Source organism: Vibrio sp. TRT 17S01 (assembly GCF_050113695.1).
In the GTDB taxonomy this organism is placed as follows: Bacteria; Pseudomonadota; Gammaproteobacteria; order Enterobacterales; family Vibrionaceae; genus Vibrio.
This window is the reverse complement of sequence record NZ_JBNJOG010000013.1, coordinates 1-19,385: the sequence shown is the minus strand read 5'-3', so window position 1 is coordinate 19,385 and position 19,385 is coordinate 1. Positions and strand designations below refer to the sequence as shown.

The following is a 19,385-nucleotide window of genomic DNA, read 5'->3' as shown; positions in this document are numbered from 1 at the left end:
AATGTTGAGGATTTGGTTTACCCTGTTAGCTCTGGTTTATACATCACTCAGTTATGCCGCTGAGGGATCCTCAATGTCTTTACTCGATAACCGTTTTCGTGTTGATCCCACCATTAAACAAATTACCTTTGTGATTTATCGTGCAGAGCGTTCTCAACCAGTGGTATTGGTGCGGCCTGATGGTAAGAAATATTATGCTTGGCGTGCCCCTGATAATGTTCGTTGGTATCAAGAGTCTGCTATGGATATCATCTCAATCGATAACCCGATGCCGGGACCTTGGCAGGCGATTGGCAAAGTGACGCCAAAAAACAAAATTAAACTGATTTCGCATTTAGAGCTAAATACGGATGAGTTGCCTGAACGATTATTTCAAGGGGAAGAGATTAAGTTTACTGCCCAACTGACGTCTGATGGAAAACCCTTAGTGCTAAGGGACTTTTTAGATCGAGTTAAGTTGATGGTGACGTTCACCAAGTATGTCGAAAATGAAGATAGCTTGATTAAAGAAGCTCGCCCAATTCCAACCACTATTGGTGAGTTTGCCGATGACGGGCAGGGACTCGATGAACGTGCTGGTGACGGTATTTTTACTGTGTCGCTACCTATCACACCACAACCGGGTAAATATCGCGTACGAGTGACTTCTGGCAATGGTGTATTCCTACGCGCTCGTGAAAATGAAGTATTGGTTTACCCGTCACCTCTGCAACATACTTTTATTCAGTCTCGCACAGAAGGCACTCCTCATGAGTTGGTTTTTTCTGGGGAGCAAGGCATGGTATCTCCGGGCTCTGTCGCGGCGCAAATTGAACACCAAAATCCTGATGGATCAGAAAATATTCTTGCTGGTGCAGCTGCGGAAGAATCGATGAAAGTGTCATTGAAGATCCCATATTCAGGGGAAATAGGCCAGTATTCATGGACGGGCCGTGCCTTTGCCACTGAGCTTGCCGCTGGCAGGCCGCTTGTTTTTCCACTCACGCAGCAAACGTACAGCGTAGTGAAAGAAGTTGATATGGCAGAAACTCGTCGCCTTCAGGAAGAGGAACGACTTAAGCAGCAGAAAATCCAAGAAGAGTTACGTTTATTGCAACTGCGTGAGGAAAAGCGTCAGCGCAGCATTATGTTTATTGCCATAGGCAACGTTGTTGCGATACTGCTGGGGCTGATTGGTTGGTTTGTATGGCGCAAAGTGAAATTTAAACGTGAAGCCATCCCTGAGATGCAATTGGAAATGCCCAAGAAATGAAAAAGGAAAAGGACTGCATGAGGCAGTCCTTTTTTGTTCAGCGTTATATTCCCAGTGGTTTACGCGACGTTATCCATCACTGGGAATCTTGGCTTTGCGGCTAGGGATTCAGGCTCAAAGTCATCAACATTGATAACGTATAAACGCTGCTCCTCAGCCTCACATAGCAGATCGGCTTCTGGTTTATCAATGATGCCTTGCGCTAAACCAATTTCAGCAACTAAATCTAACCTCAGGAATGGACGGCGCTGCTTAGTCATTTTACAAACTTTATCAAACAAAGGCTCGGCTTTGAGGATCACGTCTAACGCTTGCTCAATGCGACCTGCAGGGTTGTGCTCTGTTGGTTGCAAGTATTGATGTCGACCAATACGTGAGCGAGAAGCGCTTGGCGTTTGTAAAATTTGCGCGACGGCACTGTCGAGCGCATCACTTGGGGCTCTGCGTACACGTCCAAATGGCATTAGCATGATGCGCAGTGCTCGACCGACCCAACGATTAGGGAAGTTAGCTAAAAATTCATCGATAGCGACTTCGGTTTGTTTCAAGCTGTCTTGCAAGCTCCAATGTACCAACGCCAGATCTTCTTCAGGGCGAGCGTCTTGTTCGAAGCGTTTCAGCGTTGCAGAGCTTAAGTAAAGTTGGCTAAGAATATCACCAAGGCGCGCAGATAACCGCTCCTTACGTTTCAGAGAGCCTCCCAGCATCGCCATTGAGATATCGGCAAGCAGAGCTAAATTCGCGCTGTAACGGTTTAACTGTTGATAGTAACGTGCGGTTGTGTCAGAGGTTGGCGCATCAGAACCAATACCATCGCTTAAGCCAAACCACATACTGCGAACAAGGTTGCTCATTGTAAAGCTAACATGCCCAGCAAGCGCGCGGTCAAACTGAGCTACTGCATCCGCGCTTTCTGAATAAGCGGCATCCATTTCAGCCAGTACGTATGGATGGCAGCGAATCGCGCCTTGACCAAAGATGATCATAGAGCGTGTCAGAATATTTGCTCCTTCGACAGTGACCGCAATTGGAGCACCCTGATAGCCACGAGCAAGGAAGTTTGAAGGGCCCAAACAGATCCCTTTTCCGCCGACGATATCCATAGCATCGATAATGCTTTGCTGGCCGCGATGAGTGCAGTGATATTTTACTATGGCTGATATCACAGAGGGTTTTTCACCGGCATCGATGCCAGCGACAGTAAGGTTGCTGGCGGCATCCATCACATAGGCGTTGCCACCAAGGCGAGCGAGTGGTTCTTCAATCCCTTCCATATGGCCAATAGGTTGCTTGAATTGGCGACGAATGCGCGCATAAGCACCGGTTGCGAGCGCAGCAGTTTTAATCCCACCAGTTGAATTGGAAGGCAGTGTGATGCCACGGCCAACGGACAAACATTCAACCAGCATTCGCCAGCCTTGGCCTGCCATTTTGGGGCCACCAATAATGAAATCGAGAGGGACAAAAATGTCGTTGCCTTGCGTTGGGCCATTTTGGAATGGCACATTGAGTGGAAAGTGGCGGTTGCCAATATCGACGCCCGGAAGCTCCGTAGGGATCAGGGCGCAAGTAATGCCAACTTCTTCTTGTTCACCGAGCAATCCATCGGGATCGCGCAGTTTGAATGCTAACCCTAATACGGTTGCTACCGGAGCTAGCGTGATATAGCGCTTGTTCCATGTCAGTCGCATGCCCAGTACTTTTTCGCCCTGCCAATCACCTTGGCAAACCACACCGTAGTCTGGAATCGAGCCTGCATCTGAACCGGCTTCTGGGCTGGTTAATGCGAAACAAGGTATTTCCTTGCCTTCGGCTAGACGAGGTAGGTAATGATCTTTTTGTGCTTCAGTTCCGTAGTGTTGCAACAGTTCGCCCGGGCCCAGTGAGTTAGGCACACCCACGGTAGAAGAGAGTACGCTGGAAACGCCTGTCAGTTTTTGCAACACAAGTGATTGCGCGTATGCGGAGAACTCGAGACCACCGTATTTTTTCTTGATGATCATGGCGAAGAATTTATGGTCTTTTAGGTATTGCCATACTTCAGGGGGTAGATCAGCCAGTTCATGCGTGACTTGATAATCATTGACCATTGCACACACTTGGTTAACGGGTCCGTCTAAAAAAGCCTGTTCCTCATCACTTAATGCTGGTGCTGCAATATCATGAAGTTTGCGCCAGTCTGGTTTTCCTTTAAACAGTTCGGCTTCCCACCATACTGTCCCGGCATCCAGTGCTTCTTTTTCGGTTTGTGACATTGCCGGTAATACTTTCCGAAATAATGTTAAGGCTTTTCGACTGATCAACGTTTGTCGAATAGCGGGAACGGCAAATATCACCACGGCTGTTAGATACAACAGCCAAGCAATAGAGCCAGCAGTGCCTAAGAAAGTAAACAGCACCATGACAGCAGTTAAGGCTGTAAGTGTCAGCGCTATTGTTGCGCGATGGTATAGGCAGGTTGCACAAACGACAACAAAGCCAAGCAGGGAGAGCAAGATGTCCATATATCTGTTCCTTGTTCAGACACTGTAATTTTGATTATTGGTCTGGTTTGAATAAGAGGTCGTACCAGTTAAGTGTAATCAAAATATTAAATAAATGTAAAACGATGACGTAGTTAAAAAGTGATCCGTGTAGAGCAATAATTCTAAAAATGAGGGGTTGTGCCGATTTTGTGAGCGTAGGAAGTATCGAAAGAGAATATTCTTGGACGCTGACTATCGACAGTGAGAATTGTTTGAGTAAACTCAGAGATAACGCAGAACCTCCCTCAGTGGAGGTCATCTTGTTACAGAATAACTAAGAGAAAAATCCTATGTACCACGACCTGATTAAAAGTGAGTTGACTGAAGCTGCCGACGTTCTCAACAAATTTCTGAGTGATGACAACAATATTGCTCAAATTGAAGCCGCAGCAAAATTGATAGCGGATTCATTTAAGCAAGGTGGCAAAGTCCTTTCTTGTGGCAATGGTGGTTCTCACTGTGATGCGATGCACTTTGCGGAAGAGCTAACTGGCCGTTATCGTGAAAATCGTCCGGGCTATCCTGGTATCGCTATTTCAGACCCAAGCCACTTGTCGTGTGTAAGTAATGACTTTGGCTATGATTTTGTTTTCTCACGTTATGTCGAAGCGGTTGGTGCTCAAGGTGATGTGCTGTTTGGCCTTTCTACATCTGGTAACTCTGGCAATATCTTAAAAGCGATTGATGCTGCGAAGGCAAAAGGCATGAAGACCATCGCATTGACAGGGAAAGATGGTGGTAAAATGGCAGGACTCGCGGATATTGAAATCCGTGTGCCACACTTTGGTTATGCTGATCGCATTCAAGAGATCCACATCAAGATCATTCACATTGTGATTCAGTTGATTGAAAAGGAAATGGAAAAATAATTGGTTTAATTTTCAAAGGAGTGTTTTAAACCATGTGTGAGTTGCTCGGAATGAGCGCAAATGTGCCGACAGACATTTGTTTTAGTTTTACTGGTTTGATGCAGCGTGGGGGCAATACAGGCCCTCATCGCGATGGTTGGGGAATCACCTTTTATGAGGGGAAAGGATTCCGTAATTTCAAAGATCCAAACCCAAGCTGCGACTCTAAAATCGCAGAGTTAGTACAGAATTATCCCATCAAGAGTTGTGCGGTGATCAGCCACATTCGGCAAGCGAATCGTGGTGGCGTTAACCTTGAAAATACCCACCCATTTACCCGCGAGTTATGGGGGCGTTATTGGACCTTTGCTCATAATGGGCAATTGTCTGATTATCAGGATTTCCAAACGGGACGCCACCGGCCAGTCGGGCAGACCGACAGCGAGCTTTCTTTCTGCTGGTTACTTAAACAGATGGAAGATAAGTACCCTGAGCCACCGCAAGATATGGTTGGTGTTTTCCGTTTTGTTGCGCAATGCTGTGACGAGCTGCGTGAGAAGGGGGTGTTTAATATGCTGCTTTCTGATGGGGAATACGTCATGACGTATTGTACCAATCATCTTTATTGGATCACTCGCCGTGCACCTTTTGGTAAAGCGTCATTGATTGATGAGGACGTGGAGATCAACTTCCAAGAAGAGACTACGCCAAACGATGTTGTGTCGGTGATTGCCACTCAACCTTTAACGGACAATGAAACTTGGCATCGAATGAAGCCGGGCGAGTTCGGTATTTTTCACTTTGGTGAATTGATTGATGGTAATGCTGATGAACTTGTTGATGTGCCATACGCGCCGAAGAAAGTCGCAAGCCAAGCACCAACAGAACCGTTGGAGTAGATAAACAAAAAGGCCGATGTTTCCATCGGCCTTTTTAATTTCTAAGCGTTAAACAATTTAAGCCAGTTGCGCTTTAATGTGTTCAACAATATCAGCCATCGCTACAGCTGTTTTCTCACCTGAGCGGCGGTTCTTGTACTCGAAGTTGCCTTCTTTCATTGAACGATCACCGACCACGATAGTGTGAGGAATACCGATAAGCTCCATATCAGAGAACATAACACCTGGGCGCTCTTTACGGTCGTCAAATAGCACTTCGATACCCATAGCCGTCAGCTCAGCGTACAGCTTCTCAGCTGCTTCTTTCACTTCTTCAGACTTGTGCATGTTCATTGGAACGATCGCTACTTGGAAAGGCGCTAGTGCGTCTGGCCAAATGATGCCGTATTTGTCGTGGTTCTGCTCGATTGCAGAAGCAACAACACGTGAAACACCGATGCCGTAACAACCCATTTCTAGGATTACGTTCTTACCATCAGGACCAAGCACGCCACAGTTCATCGCTTCTGAATAAGCATTACCCAGTTGGAAGATGTGGCCAACTTCGATACCACGTTTCAGTTGTAATGTACCTTGACCACATGGGCTTGGATCGCCTTCAACAACGTTACGTAGATCTTCAACTTGGCCTAGCTCAACGTCACGACCCCAGTTGATGCCGAAGTAGTGTTTGTCATCAACATTAGCACCGGCGCCAAAGTCGCTCATTACAGCAACAGTGCGGTCAACGATGAACGGCAGTTCAAGGTTTACTGGACCTAAAGAACCTGGGCCTGCGCCGACAAGTGCGCGAATTTCTTCTTCTGTTGCCATCTCTAGAGGAGAAGCTACTTGAGGAAGATTTTCAGCTTTCACTTCGTTTAGCTCGTGGTCACCACGGATGATAAGCGCGATGATGTCTGCGTCTACTTCATCAGAGGCTTTAACGAATAGCGTCTTAACTGTCTTCTCGATTGGTAGACCATGTTGCTCTACAAGTTCCGCGATAGTTTTCGCGTTTGGCGTATCAACCAGCGTCATCTCTTGAGTTGGCGCTGCGCGTTCACCTGCAGGCGCTGCCGCTTCTGCTTTTTCGATGTTTGCTGCGTAATCAGATTCAGTAGAGAATGCGATTAGGTCTTCGCCGCTTTCTGCAAGTACATGGAACTCTTGAGAGCCACTACCGCCGATAGCGCCAGAGTCAGCCAGTACTGGGCGGTACTCAAGACCCATACGATCGAATGCTTTACAGTAAGCATCGTGCATCGCTTGGTAAGACTTCTCTAGACCTTCTTTGTCGATGTCGAAGCTGTAGGCATCCATCATGCAGAATTCACGAGCACGCATTACGCCAAAACGCGGGCGACGCTCATCACGGAATTTAGTTTGGATTTGGTACAGGTTTAGCGGAAGCTGTTTGTAAGAGCTCACTTCGTTACGCACAAGGCTAGTGATCACTTCTTCAGCTGTAGGGCTAAGAACAAACGGACGAGTATGACGGTCAGTAAAGCGAAGTAGCTCAGGACCCATCTTCTCAGAACGACCTGTCTCTTCCCATAGTTCAAACGGCTGAACAACGGGCATCAAAGTTTCGACTGCACCTGCATTGTCGATCTCTTGACGAACGATGTTTTCGACTTTACGCAGCACACGTAGACCAGTAGGCAGCCAGGTATAAAGACCTGAAGCCAGCTTACGGATCATACCCGCGCGTAGCATGAGCTGGTGGCTCACTACTTCTGCGTCGTTTGGAGTCTCCTTCAGAGTAGAAAGAAGATAATTACTGGTACGCATTAAATTTATCCGTTTATTAAAGTTAGATACTCAAGCCAGAATGGACTGGAGTATGAAGGTCCCCGAGGGGGGAAATTGTTAGCCGCTTATAATATCAGCCAAATGGCTTTGTCAAAAGTGTTCAATCGCAGTAACTGTTATTAAGTTATCGCTCGCTGTGAACTTAACGTTCAGATCGAACAAATTTACCGCATATTCTTTACTATCTGGTTTTCTCTTCTTATAAGCCGGCCGAGGATCTTGCGCGAGTACTTGCTCGATGATCTCACGCTCAGTACGACCGTCTGCTCTCTTCGCGAGTAGCCGTTGAGCCTGCTCAGAAAAAATGACCACTGAGGTGGCAGGCTCTGCGTCCGCATACCCACCTTTTGCGTTTGTTACTGAATCGGAGTAGGGGATGTAGGGCTTAATATCCACAATAGGCGTACCACTGACTAAGTCGACACTGCCCAGCTCGAGGTACACCTGATCCCCCTCAATTGAGACACCTTTTAGTTCAACGGCTGACATCCCAATGCCATTTGGGCGGAACGTTGAGCGTGAGGCAAATACGCCAATGCGCTCATTGCCACCAAGGCGAGGTGGTCGCACGGTCGGCTTCCAACCTGCTGAAAGATTTTGGTCAAACAGAAATAACAGCCACACGTGGCTAAATTGTTCGATGCCTCTTACGGCTTCCAAACAATTGGCGGCCCCTGAAAGCTTGATCCGTGCTGTTGCTGCAGGCACCAAACGAGGTTGGCGAGGAACCGCAAATTTCTCTTTATATGGGTTTTCTACGGTACCAATTGGGTCTATGGAATACATATTGATTGTTATGACGAAAAAGACTGCGACACAAAGTATCACATTTTTTACTTGCAAAACTGGTTGAGAATGATTATTAATTAAAATGTTATAACATAACAATTTATCTTTTGAGGAGTAGAATATGAAACCAGGCATCCATCCTGAATACCGGAAAGTGGTTTTTCACGATACGAGCGTCGACAAGTATTTCGTTGTGGGGTCAACCTTGCAAACCGATCGTACGATCAAGTGGGAAGACGGCGAAACGTATCCTTATTTTACGTTAGACGTTTCTTCGGAATCTCACCCTTTCTACACTGGCAAGCAACGTGTGATCCAAAAAGAAGGACGTATCGCCAACTTTAACCGTCGTTTTGCTCAGTTTTCAAAAGGAGAGGAGTAAATGAAGGTAGTTAAATCATTAAAGAGTGCGAAAAGTCGTCACCCAGACTGCCAAATCGTGAAGCGTCGTGGTCGCTTATATGTGATTTGTAAAACCAATCCGAGGTTTAAGGCAGTTCAGAAATAACTGACAAACTTATTAGTTACTCTAATTAATCTAGCTTAATAATTATGCTAACAAATTGTTTGTAACTGGATATAAAATCTACATATTTGATAAAAAATGGTGAAAAATTGTGATTGCAGCAACACTTTGTAACATTTAGGATTTTTAATTGAGCCTTCTCTCAAGTAACCTGCGCTGGATTTGTGAATGATTTGTCACAAATTCGGAGGAATAACTACAAGGAGGGAACAGATGAGTTCATCTGCTTCAATTAAACAAAATTCACCTAAGAAACCGTTATTTACGCGTTTCCTAGATGCTGTTGAATATTTGGGGAACCTTTTACCCCACCCAATCACTCTTTTCGCCATCTTCTGTGTGGCCATTCTTATCACATCTGGCATCGCTGGCTATTTTGATGTTTCTGTCGTTGACCCTCGCCCTGAAGGTGCGAAAGGTCGAGCGGCTGATGGCATGATCCACGTTGTCAGCTTGCTTAATGCAGATGGCCTCCAACTGATTGTGACCAATCTGGTTAAAAACTTTGTTGGCTTCGCACCGCTCGGTACTGTTTTGGTGGCGATGTTAGGTGTTGCGATCGCAGAGCACTCAGGCCTACTTTCTGCCGCGATGCGTGGCATGGTGATGGGCGCGTCTAAGCGTATGGTGACAGTGACTGTTGTATTCGCTGGTATCATTTCTAACACTGCATCTGAGTTGGGTTACGTCGTTCTTATCCCATTAGCAGCAATGCTATTCCACTCTTTAGGACGTCACCCTCTTGCAGGTCTTGCCGCTGCCTTCGCTGGTGTTTCTGGCGGATACTCAGCAAACCTACTGATTGGTACCGTTGATCCATTGCTTTCTGGCATTACAGAAACAGCGGCGCAAATGATTGACCCGACTTACACTGTTGGCCCAGAAGTAAACTGGTACTTCATGTTTGTATCGACATTCTTCATCGCGTTCATGGGTGCGTTTGTTACCGAGAAAATTGTTGAGCCTAAATTGGGCAAATACAATGAAGAAGAAGCGGCAGAAGATCTATCTCAAGACACCATGGGTAAACTTACGGCTGTTGAGAAGAAAGGTCTTAAGTTAGCGGGTCTAGCGGTATTGGTTGTTTCTGCATTACTTGCTTGGACCATTGTTCCTGAAGATGGCGTACTACGCTCAGCAACCGGTACAGTGGCAGGTTCACCATTCCTGAAAAGTATCGTTGCGTTTATCTTTGTATTCTTTGCGATTCCTGGTTTTGTCTACGGTAAAGTTACTGGTTCAATGAAAACGGACCGTGATGTGATTGATGCGATGGCGAAATCAATGTCTTCAATGGGCATGTACATCGTACTGGTCTTCTTTGCAGCGCAGTTTGTTGCGTTCTTTAAGTGGACTAACTTCGGTCAGGTATTTGCGGTTGCGGGTGCAAGCTTCCTACAGGAAATTGGTTTGACTGGTCCAATGCTGTTTTTCGCATTCATCCTAATGTGTGGCTTCATTAACCTAATGATCGGTTCAGCGTCAGCTCAGTGGGCAGTAACAGCGCCAATCTTCGTTCCAATGTTGATGCTAGTTGGCTATGCGCCAGAAACGATTCAGGCAGCTTACCGTATCGGTGATTCGACTACTAACATCATTACCCCGATGATGAGTTACTTTGGTCTGATCCTTGCGGTTGCTAGCCGTTATATGAAGAATCTAGGTATCGGTACACTGATCGCGACCATGCTCCCTTACTCAATCTGCTTTATCGTTGGTTGGAGTGTGTTGTTCTACCTATGGGTATTCGTGTTTGGTCTACCAGTAGGTCCGGGTGCTGCAACGTATTACACACCTTAGTAGAGGTTATTAAATCTTCATTAAAAGCCAGAGCTCTTGCTCTGGCTTTTTCATTTTTTCATTTAGGAGCTTATTAGATAATAAAAAAGCCAGCGTTATGCTGACTTCACTTTCTGTATCCGTAATGACTTGCTTAGTTGTTTGCTATCTTCACGCGAATCTTACTCTTAGCAAGCGTGCTAAGGTTTAAATGAGTCATCGCCGCTTTAGCTTCATCTTCATTTGCCATTTCAACAAAGGCGAAGCCTTTTGATTGCCCTGTTTCTTGATCTAAGACCAAAGTACATTGAGCAACAGTACCGTGAGCTGAAAATAGAACGCGAATTTCGTGTTCTGTTGTTGTACGTGCAAGGTTACGAACTAGTAGTTTCATCATATAGGTCTTATTGAGTAGTTAAGGGCGGATTGTCGCAGGTTCGTTATGACAAACCAAGCAAAGAATGGAATTATGGGGATTAAAAAAGGGCTAACACGTTAACGTTAGCCCTTACAATTAGTATAGTGTAGTAAGTGATTACCAGCCTTTTACCACACCACCTTGGAAGATCTCTGAAGCGGCGTTGTACACTTCTTCAGTTTGGTAAGACTTCACAAAGTTTTGTACGTTTTCAGCTTTCACATTGTCTTCACGCGCCACAATTAGGTTTACATATGGCGACTCTTTATCTTCAACGAAAACGCCGTCTTTTTGTGGTGTTAGGTTGATTGAGCTTGCGTAAGTGGTGTTAATGATTGATAGCGCAACATCATCTAATGAACGAGGAAGCTGTGCAGCATCGAGTTCAACGATTGTGATGTTTTTCGGGTTTTCTACGATGTCACGCACTGTTGCTAGCAGGCCAACACCTTCACGTAGTTTTAGCAAGCCTTGTTGCTCAAGTAATAGCAATGAACGGCCAAGGTTAGTTGGATCGTTTGGTACAGCGATACGGTCGCCATCTTTGATTTCATCTACCGATTTTACTTGCTTTGAGTAACCAGCAATTGGGTACACAAAAGTATTACCAGCGATAGTCAGCTTATAACCGCGATCGGCCACTTGTTGATCTAGGTATGGTTTGTGCTGGAATGCATTGATGTCGATAGAGCCATCATCAAGCGCAGCGTTTGGTGTGACGTAATCAGTAAACGTAACCAGTTCTACATCCAAGCCATAAGTTTCTTTTGCAACTTTTGCTGCTACTTCTGCCACTTGTGCTTCTGCACCAGCCATGACGCCAACTTTGATTTTGCTGTTATCTACGGCTTTCTCACCACAACCTGAAAGTACCAACGCTGAAGCGGCTGCTGCAATTGCCAAAAGACCTTTTAAATTAAATTTCATCGACTATCTCCTTATAAAATCTTGTGTTGTTATCTGTGATCAACGCGGCGAACAACAGCATCGCCAATCATTTGAATAATTTGTACCAATACGATAAGCATGACGACCGTCACAGCCATAATGACCACATCGTAACGGTGGAAGCCATAACGGATGGCAACGTCACCTAAGCCACCACCGCCTACCGTTCCAGCCATGGCTGAGTAACTTACCAAAGTCACCAGTGTAATGGTTACTGAGTTAACAATAGTTGGTAGTGCTTCTGGTAGTAGAACTTTTGAAATAATTTGAAGTGGTGTTGCGCCCATGGATTGAGCGGCTTCGACTAAGCCCGTCGGCACTTCAAGTAATGCCCCTTCAATTAAGCGGGCTACAAATGGGATTGCGCCAATGGTGAGAGGAACGATTGCGGCGGTTGTGCCGATAAAGGTCCCGACGAGTAACTTAGTTACGGGAATAATAGCCACCATTAGGACTAAGAATGGCACTGAGCGACCAACGTTTACCACTGCGCCTAACACATTGTTCAATGTGGTATTTTCAAGTAGCCCACCTTTTTTGGTGATATGCAGGATCACACCTAGCGGAATACCGACAGCGAAACCAACAATACCCGCCACAGCAACCATGTAGAGGGTTTCCCATGTTGCCCCCAGTAGAAGATCGCCATTCAGGCTAATCCAATCAGAAACTGTATTAAAGGACATAACCTAGCACCTCCACTTTTACATTATGGTCGCGAAGATAATGGATCGCCGCATTATCGTCTGATTCGTTGCCAAAGAGTTCAGCGACCATCATGCCAAACTTAACACCACCGGCGTAATCCAGATCTGAGCTCAGAATACTGACATCAATATTGAACTTACGTGAGATTTGTGACATCAAAGGCGCATCAACGGTAGCGCCAGTAAACTCGAGGCGTACCAATGGGTAACTACCTTCAACTCGTGCTGTCTGAAGACGTGCTTGGTAGTCTTCAGGAATAGAAAGGTCGAGTGTAGAGCGAATAAAATCGTGGGCTAATTCTGTTTTTGGATGGGCGAAAATCTCGCCAACAGTGCCTTTTTCGACCAGCTCACCATCACCGATGATCGCTACTTCGTGACAGATGCTTTTAACAACATCCATTTCGTGGGTGATCAGTAACATCGTGATGTTGAGGGTGCGGTTGATCTCTTTCAGTAACTCAAGAATGGATTGTGTGGTCGCTGGATCCAGTGCGCTGGTGGCTTCATCACATAATAAAACCTTAGGATCGGATGCCAATGCTCGAGCGATAGCGACACGTTGTTTCTGACCACCACTCAAGTTTGAAGGGTAGCTTTCATGTTTGTCTGCAAGACCAACCAGTTTTAGTAGTTCAGAAACTTTCGCGTTGATTTGGCTTTTCTCTTTGCCAGCAAGCTCGAGTGGAAGGGCAACGTTGTCAAATACGGTACGAGAAGAGAGCAGATTAAAATGTTGGAAAATCATACCAATATTACGGCGCGCTTTACTTAGCTCAGATTTCGACAACTGGGTCAGATCGACATCGTCAACAACGATATTGCCTGATGTTGGCGCTTCAAGCATATTCACGCAACGGATGAGCGTACTTTTCCCCGCACCAGAAGAACCAATGACACCAAAAATAGTGCCTTGTGGAACATGAAGGTTGATGTCTTTCAGGGCATTAATTTGTTTATCGCCTTGATAGAAAACCTTATTAACTTGTTTAATCTCAATCATTTAAAAACCTGTTTAACTTGAGTGCAGAGGAAACAGAATAATATTTTGAGCAATGTCTCAATTAGTAGATGATGCTATGGTGTTCAGAGATTCAAGTCAATAGATATTTTTACGTCTAGATGGCTAAACGGAGAGTTGCAGCTAATTAAAGTGTCATTAGATATGACAAATCGGAATGCATATCCATGATGAGGTGTTGTACTAAGGCTTCGTGAGCTCCTACTCGCATCTTAATGTTACTTGCACCCAAGTCATGTATAATCGGCCTTTCCCTATAAATGCAGACAGAGAAGCAAATTTTGGCGAAACCAGCAGTCTTTTTAGATCGTGATGGCGTGATTAACGTCGATCATGGTTATGTTCATGATGAACATGATTTTGAGTTTATTGATGGTGTATTTGAAGCGACGAAACAGTTGAAGCAAATGGGTTATCAGCTGGTATTGGTCACCAACCAGTCAGGGATTGCTCGCGGTAAATTTAGTGAAGATCGCTTTTTATCTTTGACCCAATGGATGGACTGGAATTTTGTCGATAATGGGGTGGAGTTTGACGGTATTTATTACTGCCCTCATCACGCAGAGCATGGTGTTGGGAAGTACAAAGAAGATTGTGATTGCCGCAAACCCAAACCTGGTATGTTTATCTCTGCGCGTGATTTTCTGAACATTGATATGGCTAACTCTGTCATGGTTGGTGATAAAGCAGAAGACATGATGGCAGCTGATGCCGCTGGCGTTGGAACAAAAATTTTAGTTCGCACAGGAAAGCCTGTGACAGAGCAAGGTGAAGCAATAGCGACTGCTGTGTTAGACAGCATTAAAGAAGTACCCGCTTACCTTACCAAATAAGCCTCATTTCCTGTCAAACAGGTAGCTTGCTAACTTGAGTGTATATACTTAGTAGGCAACCTTTTGATGTGGAAGGAGGGCTTAATGAAAAAACTCATCGCTATTTCTATGTTTAGCTTAATGGCTGCGTTAGGGTGTGCAGGCTCTGGCTCGCAAGAGGGCTTAAGCGAAGGGCGATTCTATCATTATCATTGTGACCAAAATGAAACGTTTTCAGCGGCGTATTACCCACAACAACGTTCGGCGGTGTTGCAGGTTGCCGATGAAGAGTTTCAGATGAAACAAGTGATCATGGGGTCGGGGACTCGCTATATTCTTGATGACGGCACCGCTGAGATCGGTAATCCTGTGACGTTGTACACGAAAGGGTACGAAGCTCGCTTGGAATTGGACCGAGAGATTTACAAGAATTGTAAAACTCAATAACGTAATACGTATTGGCGGACAACCCTGCGGGTTGCGAAATAGCAAAAAAGGCATTCGACATGAATGCCTTTCTGATCCCCGTTTCTTTTCTATTAACTATCACTGCTGACTTATATGAGTAAAAAACTCACGATTCTGGATATTGCTAAACTATCGGGCGTTGGTAAATCAACGGTCTCTCGTGTATTGACCAATGATCCAAAAGTAAAGCCGGAAACTCGAGCCAAAGTAGAGCAAGTTATTGAGCAATCAGGCTATGTGCCTTCGAAATCGGCTCAAGCGATGCGAGGCGGAAGTCAGAAAGTCGTCGGGGTGATTATTTCTCGTCTGGATTCTCCATCAGAAAACCGCGCGGTTGGCAGTATACTGCAAGCCTTGTATAAAGCGGGATACGATGCGGTGATCATGGAGAGTCAGTTTGACCGTGAGAAAACCTCGGAGCATTTAGAGGTACTGCGACGTCGCAATGTTGATGGGATCATTGTATTTGGCTTTAGTGAGTTAGACATCGACAAGCTTGCCGCTTGGCAAAATCGAGCTGTGGTGTTAGCCATGGATACTCAAGCTGTTTCTTCCATTAATTATGATAATCGTGGTGTGATTTTTTGTGCTCTTGAGTATCTCCTTGCAAAAAATTGCCGAGACATTGCATTTATTGGTGTCGACCCAAGTGATAAAACGACCGGGAAACTCCGTCTCGAGGCATATCTTGACTGGTGCCAGCAGCATGGAGTGAAGCCTAACTACCAAACGGGTCAGTTGCATCATGATAGTGCCTATCATCTCGTGACAGATGTGTTGACTAAACAAACTCAAGCCATTGTTTGTGCCAGTGACACTCTCGCTATGGGGGTAATTAAGCGTTTACAAGAACTCGGACGTGAAGATGTTGTCGTCACCGGAGTTGGTGGTAATGAGTTGTTGTCTTTCCTTTTCCCTAATGTCTTTAGTATTGATCCCGGCTATGCAGAGGCGGGTGAAAAAGCTGCTAATTTATTGATTTCCCACTTAAACGGTGAAACTGAACTGATCCATATGACTCAGTCACCACTCAACGGCTAACCCATTCTTTTATTTACTGATTTATAATTGTACTGTGATCTTATTCAATTAATGGGAATGTTCCCATTTTGGGTTTTAATTTGCTATGGCAATATAATTGTCGAAATGGGAATGTTCCCAAAATAAAAATTATATCAGAATGAGATTCCAACTAGGGTGGACAAACTTATGAGTAAGATAGCGAAACAAGAGGTTGAGCGTCTGATAGAACTGGTCGGCGGCAAAGGCAATATTGCCAGTGTTAGCCACTGTTTGACACGATTACGCTTTGTCTTGAATGATACGAACTTGGCAGATACGGCTAAGCTAGAAGCCTTACCATTGGTGAAGGGATGTTTTACCAATGCTGGTCAGTTTCAAGTTGTCATCGGAACGGAAGTGGATGAGGTTTACAAAGTACTGATTGAGCTCACCGGACAAACGGAAGCCTCGAAAGAGGATGCCAAGTTAGCGGCTCGTCAGAACATGAATATATTAGAGCGTGGCATCTCCCATCTTGCTGAAATTTTTGTACCACTGCTCCCTGCCATCATCACGGGTGGTTTGATCCTAGGCTTCCGTAATGTGATTGGTGACATCAAAATGTTTGATGGCCAGTCACTGACAGAGATCAGCCAGTTTTGGGCAACAGTCCATAGTTTCCTCTGGTTGATTGGTGAAGCGATTTTCTTCTTCTTACCTGTCGGTGTTTGCTGGTCGACGGTGAAGAAATTAGGCGGTACGCCGATTCTTGGCATCACGCTAGGGGTGACATTAGTATCGCCACAGTTGATGAATGCTTACTTGATTGGTAAGCAAGTTCCTGAAGTGTGGGATTTTGGCTTATTTGCCATCGAAAAAGTCGGTTATCAAGCGCAGGTGATCCCTGCAATGTTGGCGGGCATGGCGCTGGCGTTTATTGAAACCCATTTAAAACGCATTGTTCCGTCTTACTTGTATTTAGTTGTTGTGCCTTTTGTTTCGATCATTGTCGCCGTTATTTTAGCGCACTCTCTAATTGGTCCGTTTGGTCGTGTGTTGGGTGATGGTGTTGCCTTTGCTGCTAAAGCTGCCATGACTGGTGATTTTGCGGTGATTGGCTCCATGATATTTGGCTTTTTGTATGCACCATTGGTGATCACGGGGATCCACCATACAACTAACGCCGTTGACTTGCAGTTGATGCAAGATCTCGGTGGTACTCCAATTTGGCCATTGATTGCATTATCGAATATTGCACAAGCTTCAGCGGTCGTTGGCATTATCATCATCAGTAAAAAACACGGTGAGCGCGACATTTCTGTTCCTGCGGCGATCTCTGCTTACCTTGGTGTAACAGAGCCTGCCATGTACGGCATTAACTTAAAATACAAATTCCCTATGCTAAGTGCGATGATCGGTAGTGCAGTCGCCGCTGCGATTTGTGGTAGTGCAGGCGTTATGGCGAACGGCATTGGTGTCGGTGGTCTGCCTGGTATTCTCTCTATTCAACCACAGTTTTGGGGTATTTACGCCGTGGCAATGCTTGTGGCGATTATCTTACCCGCGATGATGACTCTGATGTTGTACAAGCGCGCTCAAGCGAAAGGTGAGCTTGAGCCAATTAATGCTTAAATGCTTAATAGCCTAACTTCTTTTCTGATGGAGCGGTGTTTGCTGCTCCTTATTCTTTCTTTTTTTGGTAAGTGAGTCTGAAAGATGACAATCCGCAATCAAGATGCAAACTGGTGGAAAACTGCAACCATCTATCAAATTTATCCTAAAAGTTTTTGTGATAGTGGTGCGCAAGGAACCGGGGATATCAAAGGGATCATCTCGAAATTGGATTATTTGAAGTTACTGGGTGTGGATGCCATTTGGCTGACACCCGTGTATCAATCTCCAATGGTCGACAATGGGTACGACATTTCCGATTACTATGCGATTAACCCAGACTTTGGCACCATGGATGACTTTGATGCATTGCTTGAACAAGCGCATCAACGTGGGATCCGCATTATTATGGACATCGTGGTTAATCATACTTCGACCCAGCATCCATGGTTTCAATCTGCATTAGGCGATAAAGCAAGTCCTTATCGTGATTATTATATTTGGAAAGATCCTGTCGATGGGGGCGTGCCTAATAACTGGCAATCAAAGTTTGGTGGCAGTGCGTGGGCGCTGGATGACAAAACAGGTCAATACTATTTGCATCTATTCGCTAAAGAGCAAGCCGATCTCAACTGGGAAAATCCGGTGGTTCGCGCAGAAGTTAAAGAGGTGATTGAGTTCTGGGCCCATAAAGGAGTGGATGGTTTCCGCCTTGATGTGATTAACCTGATCTCAAAGCAGCAAGACTTTCCAGATGACAGTTATGGTGATGGTCGCCGCTTCTACACCGATGGCCCCCGAGTTCATGAATACTTACAGGAAATCAGCCAAGCGGTATTTCAAAAGTATGGCAGCGTAACGGTGGGAGAAATGTCATCGACAACGCTAGAGCACTGCCAGCAATACTCATCGCTTGAGGGTAAAGAGTTGTCGATGGTGTTTAACTTCCATCACCTGAAAGTGGATTATCCAAACGGTGAGAAGTGGACCAAGGCACCATTTAATTTTCTTCAGTTGAAGCAGATTTTTGGTCACTGGCAAACAGGGTTAAATGGCAAAGGGTGGGGGGCATTGTTTTGGTGTAACCACGATCAACCACGTATTGTGAGCCGCTTGGGAGAGGATAAAAAATATCGGGTTGAGTCAGCGAAAATGCTGGCGGCTTCGATACATATGATGCAAGGCACGCCTTATATTTATCAGGGCGAAGAGATTGGCATGACTAATCCAAACTATCAGAGCATTACACAGTACCGAGATGTAGAAAGTATCAATATGTACAACATCATGGTCGGCGGACAAAACCTTCCCAAACAAGAGATGCTGGCTATTCTTGCGCAAAAATCCCGAGATAACTCACGCACTCCAATGCAGTGGGATGACTCTGAGTTTGCTGGTTTCTCAAAAGGGCAGCCTTGGTTAGATATTGCGCAGAATTATCGTCAACTCAATGCTAAACACGCTATCGCCGATAAAGACTCGGTATTTTACTTCTATCAAAAACTGATCGAACTGCGGAAACAGCTTGAAGTCATTACAACGGGTGACTATACCGACTTGTTGCCGGAGCATCCGTCTGTCTTTGCCTATCGACGCCAGTCTGAACGCCAGACTTTACTCTGTTTGAATAACTATTATGCCGATGAGGTTGAATTTGTTTTGCCTGAAGACATCGCGTTAGAAGGTGCGCAATATGTGCTTGGTAACTACAACAAGTGGAATGAGCAGCATGTGACTCGCCATCAATGGCTAAGGCCTTATGAAACACGAATTGTTTTAATTGAATTTTAGGGTCTGTTTCCCTTCAGATATAACTAAGAATTGATTCAGGCCTTCATGACGAAGGCCTTTTTTGAGTCTTACGAATTTTAAATGCAAAAAAGCCAGCTCGATGAGCTGACTTTAATGTATATGGTGGAGGGGGACGGATTCGAACCATCGAAGGCAGTGCCGGCAGATTTACAGTCTGCTCCCTTTGGCCACTCG

The 19,385-nt window shown here is 45.3% G+C and carries 18 protein-coding genes; 11 read left to right on the top strand and 7 right to left on the bottom strand.

Going from position 1 to position 19,385, the window contains the following annotated elements:
• Position 1: 1 nt before the first annotated feature.
• Complete coding sequence (locus tag ACQEXS_RS17400; protein ID WP_427014681.1) at positions 2–1,252, top strand: TIGR03503 family protein; 1,251 nt, start codon at positions 2–4, stop codon at positions 1,250–1,252.
• A 59-nt stretch (positions 1,253–1,311) separates the two neighbouring features.
• On the opposite strand, the gene fadE is transcribed toward ACQEXS_RS17400, so the two are convergent.
• The gene (gene fadE / locus ACQEXS_RS17395; protein WP_427014680.1) at positions 1,312–3,756 is read right to left on the bottom strand and encodes an acyl-CoA dehydrogenase FadE; all 2,445 of its coding nucleotides are present in this window, start codon (positions 3,754–3,756) and stop codon (positions 1,312–1,314) included.
• Between the two features lie 311 nt (positions 3,757–4,067).
• On the opposite strand from fadE, the gene lpcA reads away from it, so the two are divergent.
• Both lpcA and ACQEXS_RS17385 read left to right on the top strand, forming a co-directional pair.
• Positions 4,068–4,646: a D-sedoheptulose 7-phosphate isomerase gene (gene lpcA / locus ACQEXS_RS17390; protein WP_367988371.1), complete on the top strand. Its 579-nt coding sequence runs from the start codon at positions 4,068–4,070 to the stop codon at positions 4,644–4,646.
• A gap of 32 nt (positions 4,647–4,678) precedes the next feature.
• Positions 4,679–5,524: a class II glutamine amidotransferase gene (locus ACQEXS_RS17385; RefSeq protein ID WP_427014679.1), complete on the top strand. Its 846-nt coding sequence runs from the start codon at positions 4,679–4,681 to the stop codon at positions 5,522–5,524.
• 57 nt (positions 5,525–5,581) lie between these two features.
• On the opposite strand, the gene ACQEXS_RS17380 is transcribed toward ACQEXS_RS17385, so the two are convergent.
• Positions 5,582–7,297 carry a proline--tRNA ligase gene (locus ACQEXS_RS17380; protein WP_427014678.1) on the bottom strand — a complete coding sequence of 572 codons (1,716 nt, stop codon included), beginning with the start codon at positions 7,295–7,297 and terminating at the stop codon, positions 5,582–5,584.
• 111 nt (positions 7,298–7,408) lie between these two features.
• The gene (tsaA, locus tag ACQEXS_RS17375; RefSeq protein WP_427014677.1) at positions 7,409–8,104 is read right to left on the bottom strand and encodes a tRNA (N6-threonylcarbamoyladenosine(37)-N6)-methyltransferase TrmO; all 696 of its coding nucleotides are present in this window, start codon (positions 8,102–8,104) and stop codon (positions 7,409–7,411) included.
• Positions 8,105–8,228: 124 nt separating this feature from the next.
• Between tsaA and ACQEXS_RS17370 the strand changes: the two genes are divergently transcribed.
• From ACQEXS_RS17370 to ACQEXS_RS17360, 3 genes are all read left to right on the top strand, one after another.
• Positions 8,229–8,489 carry a type B 50S ribosomal protein L31 gene (locus ACQEXS_RS17370; RefSeq protein WP_427011628.1) on the top strand — a complete coding sequence of 87 codons (261 nt, stop codon included), beginning with the start codon at positions 8,229–8,231 and terminating at the stop codon, positions 8,487–8,489.
• The gene (ykgO, locus tag ACQEXS_RS17365) at positions 8,490–8,615 is read left to right on the top strand and encodes a type B 50S ribosomal protein L36 (RefSeq protein ID WP_005380299.1); all 126 of its coding nucleotides are present in this window, start codon (positions 8,490–8,492) and stop codon (positions 8,613–8,615) included.
• Positions 8,616–8,846: 231 nt separating this feature from the next.
• Positions 8,847–10,433 (top strand): AbgT family transporter, encoded by a 1,587-nt coding sequence (locus ACQEXS_RS17360; RefSeq protein ID WP_367988376.1) that lies wholly within the window; start codon positions 8,847–8,849, stop codon positions 10,431–10,433.
• A 133-nt stretch (positions 10,434–10,566) separates the two neighbouring features.
• On the opposite strand, the gene ACQEXS_RS17355 is transcribed toward ACQEXS_RS17360, so the two are convergent.
• The 4 genes from ACQEXS_RS17355 to metN all read right to left on the bottom strand — a co-directional run bounded on the left by ACQEXS_RS17355 (position 10,567) and on the right by metN (position 13,488).
• Positions 10,567–10,806, bottom strand: coding sequence for an RNA recognition motif domain-containing protein (locus ACQEXS_RS17355; RefSeq protein ID WP_367989141.1), 240 nt, complete (start codon positions 10,804–10,806; stop codon positions 10,567–10,569).
• Positions 10,807–10,947: 141 nt separating this feature from the next.
• A complete protein-coding gene (gene metQ / locus ACQEXS_RS17350) occupies positions 10,948–11,757 on the bottom strand; it encodes a methionine ABC transporter substrate-binding lipoprotein MetQ (protein WP_427014676.1) in 810 nt (269 codons plus the stop codon).
• 29 nt (positions 11,758–11,786) lie between these two features.
• On the bottom strand, positions 11,787–12,464 hold the full coding sequence (locus ACQEXS_RS17345) for a methionine ABC transporter permease (RefSeq protein ID WP_427011631.1): 678 nt from the start codon (positions 12,462–12,464) through the stop codon (positions 11,787–11,789).
• On the bottom strand, positions 12,454–13,488 hold the full coding sequence (gene metN / locus ACQEXS_RS17340) for a methionine ABC transporter ATP-binding protein MetN (RefSeq protein ID WP_427014675.1): 1,035 nt from the start codon (positions 13,486–13,488) through the stop codon (positions 12,454–12,456). Before metN ends, ACQEXS_RS17345 begins: the two co-directional genes overlap by 11 nt.
• A 278-nt stretch (positions 13,489–13,766) precedes the next feature.
• Here metN and gmhB point away from each other — a divergent pair, with 278 nt between their 5' ends.
• The 5 genes from gmhB to treC all read left to right on the top strand — a co-directional run bounded on the left by gmhB (position 13,767) and on the right by treC (position 19,190).
• The gene (gene gmhB, locus ACQEXS_RS17335) at positions 13,767–14,339 is read left to right on the top strand and encodes a D-glycero-beta-D-manno-heptose 1,7-bisphosphate 7-phosphatase (protein ID WP_367988380.1); all 573 of its coding nucleotides are present in this window, start codon (positions 13,767–13,769) and stop codon (positions 14,337–14,339) included.
• An 84-nt stretch (positions 14,340–14,423) separates the two neighbouring features.
• A complete protein-coding gene (locus ACQEXS_RS17330; protein WP_367988381.1) occupies positions 14,424–14,765 on the top strand; it encodes an MliC family protein in 342 nt (113 codons plus the stop codon).
• Positions 14,766–14,879: 114 nt separating this feature from the next.
• Entirely contained in the window at positions 14,880–15,827 is a 948-nt protein-coding gene (treR, locus tag ACQEXS_RS17325) for a trehalose operon repressor TreR (protein WP_427014674.1), read from the top strand.
• A 168-nt stretch (positions 15,828–15,995) separates the two neighbouring features.
• Positions 15,996–17,420: a PTS trehalose transporter subunit IIBC gene (gene treB, locus ACQEXS_RS17320; protein ID WP_427014673.1), complete on the top strand. Its 1,425-nt coding sequence runs from the start codon at positions 15,996–15,998 to the stop codon at positions 17,418–17,420.
• An 84-nt stretch (positions 17,421–17,504) separates the two neighbouring features.
• Positions 17,505–19,190 carry an alpha,alpha-phosphotrehalase gene (gene treC / locus ACQEXS_RS17315; RefSeq protein WP_427014672.1) on the top strand — a complete coding sequence of 562 codons (1,686 nt, stop codon included), beginning with the start codon at positions 17,505–17,507 and terminating at the stop codon, positions 19,188–19,190.
• Positions 19,191–19,385 lie beyond the last annotated feature (195 nt).

Excerpts from the sequence above, each read along its gene's own strand:
- ACQEXS_RS17385 (WP_427014679.1), top strand. The coding sequence starts at position 4,679 with ATGTGTGAGTTGCTCGGAATGAGCGCAAATGTGCCGACAGACATTTGT.
- ACQEXS_RS17370 (WP_427011628.1), top strand. The coding sequence starts at position 8,229 with ATGAAACCAGGCATCCATCCTGAATACCGGAAAGTGGTTTTTCACGAT.
- treC (WP_427014672.1), top strand. The coding sequence starts at position 17,505 with ATGACAATCCGCAATCAAGATGCAAACTGGTGGAAAACTGCAACCATC.
- ykgO (WP_005380299.1), top strand. The coding sequence starts at position 8,490 with ATGAAGGTAGTTAAATCATTAAAGAGTGCGAAAAGTCGTCACCCAGAC.
- ACQEXS_RS17345 (WP_427011631.1), bottom strand. The coding sequence starts at position 12,464 with ATGTCCTTTAATACAGTTTCTGATTGGATTAGCCTGAATGGCGATCTT.
- ACQEXS_RS17355 (WP_367989141.1), bottom strand. The coding sequence starts at position 10,806 with ATGAAACTACTAGTTCGTAACCTTGCACGTACAACAACAGAACACGAA.
- lpcA (WP_367988371.1), top strand. The coding sequence starts at position 4,068 with ATGTACCACGACCTGATTAAAAGTGAGTTGACTGAAGCTGCCGACGTT.
- fadE (WP_427014680.1), bottom strand. The coding sequence starts at position 3,756 with ATGGACATCTTGCTCTCCCTGCTTGGCTTTGTTGTCGTTTGTGCAACC.
- gmhB (WP_367988380.1), top strand. The coding sequence starts at position 13,767 with ATGCAGACAGAGAAGCAAATTTTGGCGAAACCAGCAGTCTTTTTAGAT.
- ACQEXS_RS17330 (WP_367988381.1), top strand. The coding sequence starts at position 14,424 with ATGAAAAAACTCATCGCTATTTCTATGTTTAGCTTAATGGCTGCGTTA.
- ACQEXS_RS17380 (WP_427014678.1), bottom strand. The coding sequence starts at position 7,297 with ATGCGTACCAGTAATTATCTTCTTTCTACTCTGAAGGAGACTCCAAAC.
- ACQEXS_RS17360 (WP_367988376.1), top strand. The coding sequence starts at position 8,847 with ATGAGTTCATCTGCTTCAATTAAACAAAATTCACCTAAGAAACCGTTA.
- tsaA (WP_427014677.1), bottom strand. The coding sequence starts at position 8,104 with ATGTATTCCATAGACCCAATTGGTACCGTAGAAAACCCATATAAAGAG.
- treB (WP_427014673.1), top strand. The coding sequence starts at position 15,996 with ATGAGTAAGATAGCGAAACAAGAGGTTGAGCGTCTGATAGAACTGGTC.
- metN (WP_427014675.1), bottom strand. The coding sequence starts at position 13,488 with ATGATTGAGATTAAACAAGTTAATAAGGTTTTCTATCAAGGCGATAAA.
- ACQEXS_RS17400 (WP_427014681.1), top strand. The coding sequence starts at position 2 with ATGTTGAGGATTTGGTTTACCCTGTTAGCTCTGGTTTATACATCACTC.
- metQ (WP_427014676.1), bottom strand. The coding sequence starts at position 11,757 with ATGAAATTTAATTTAAAAGGTCTTTTGGCAATTGCAGCAGCCGCTTCA.
- treR (WP_427014674.1), top strand. The coding sequence starts at position 14,880 with ATGAGTAAAAAACTCACGATTCTGGATATTGCTAAACTATCGGGCGTT.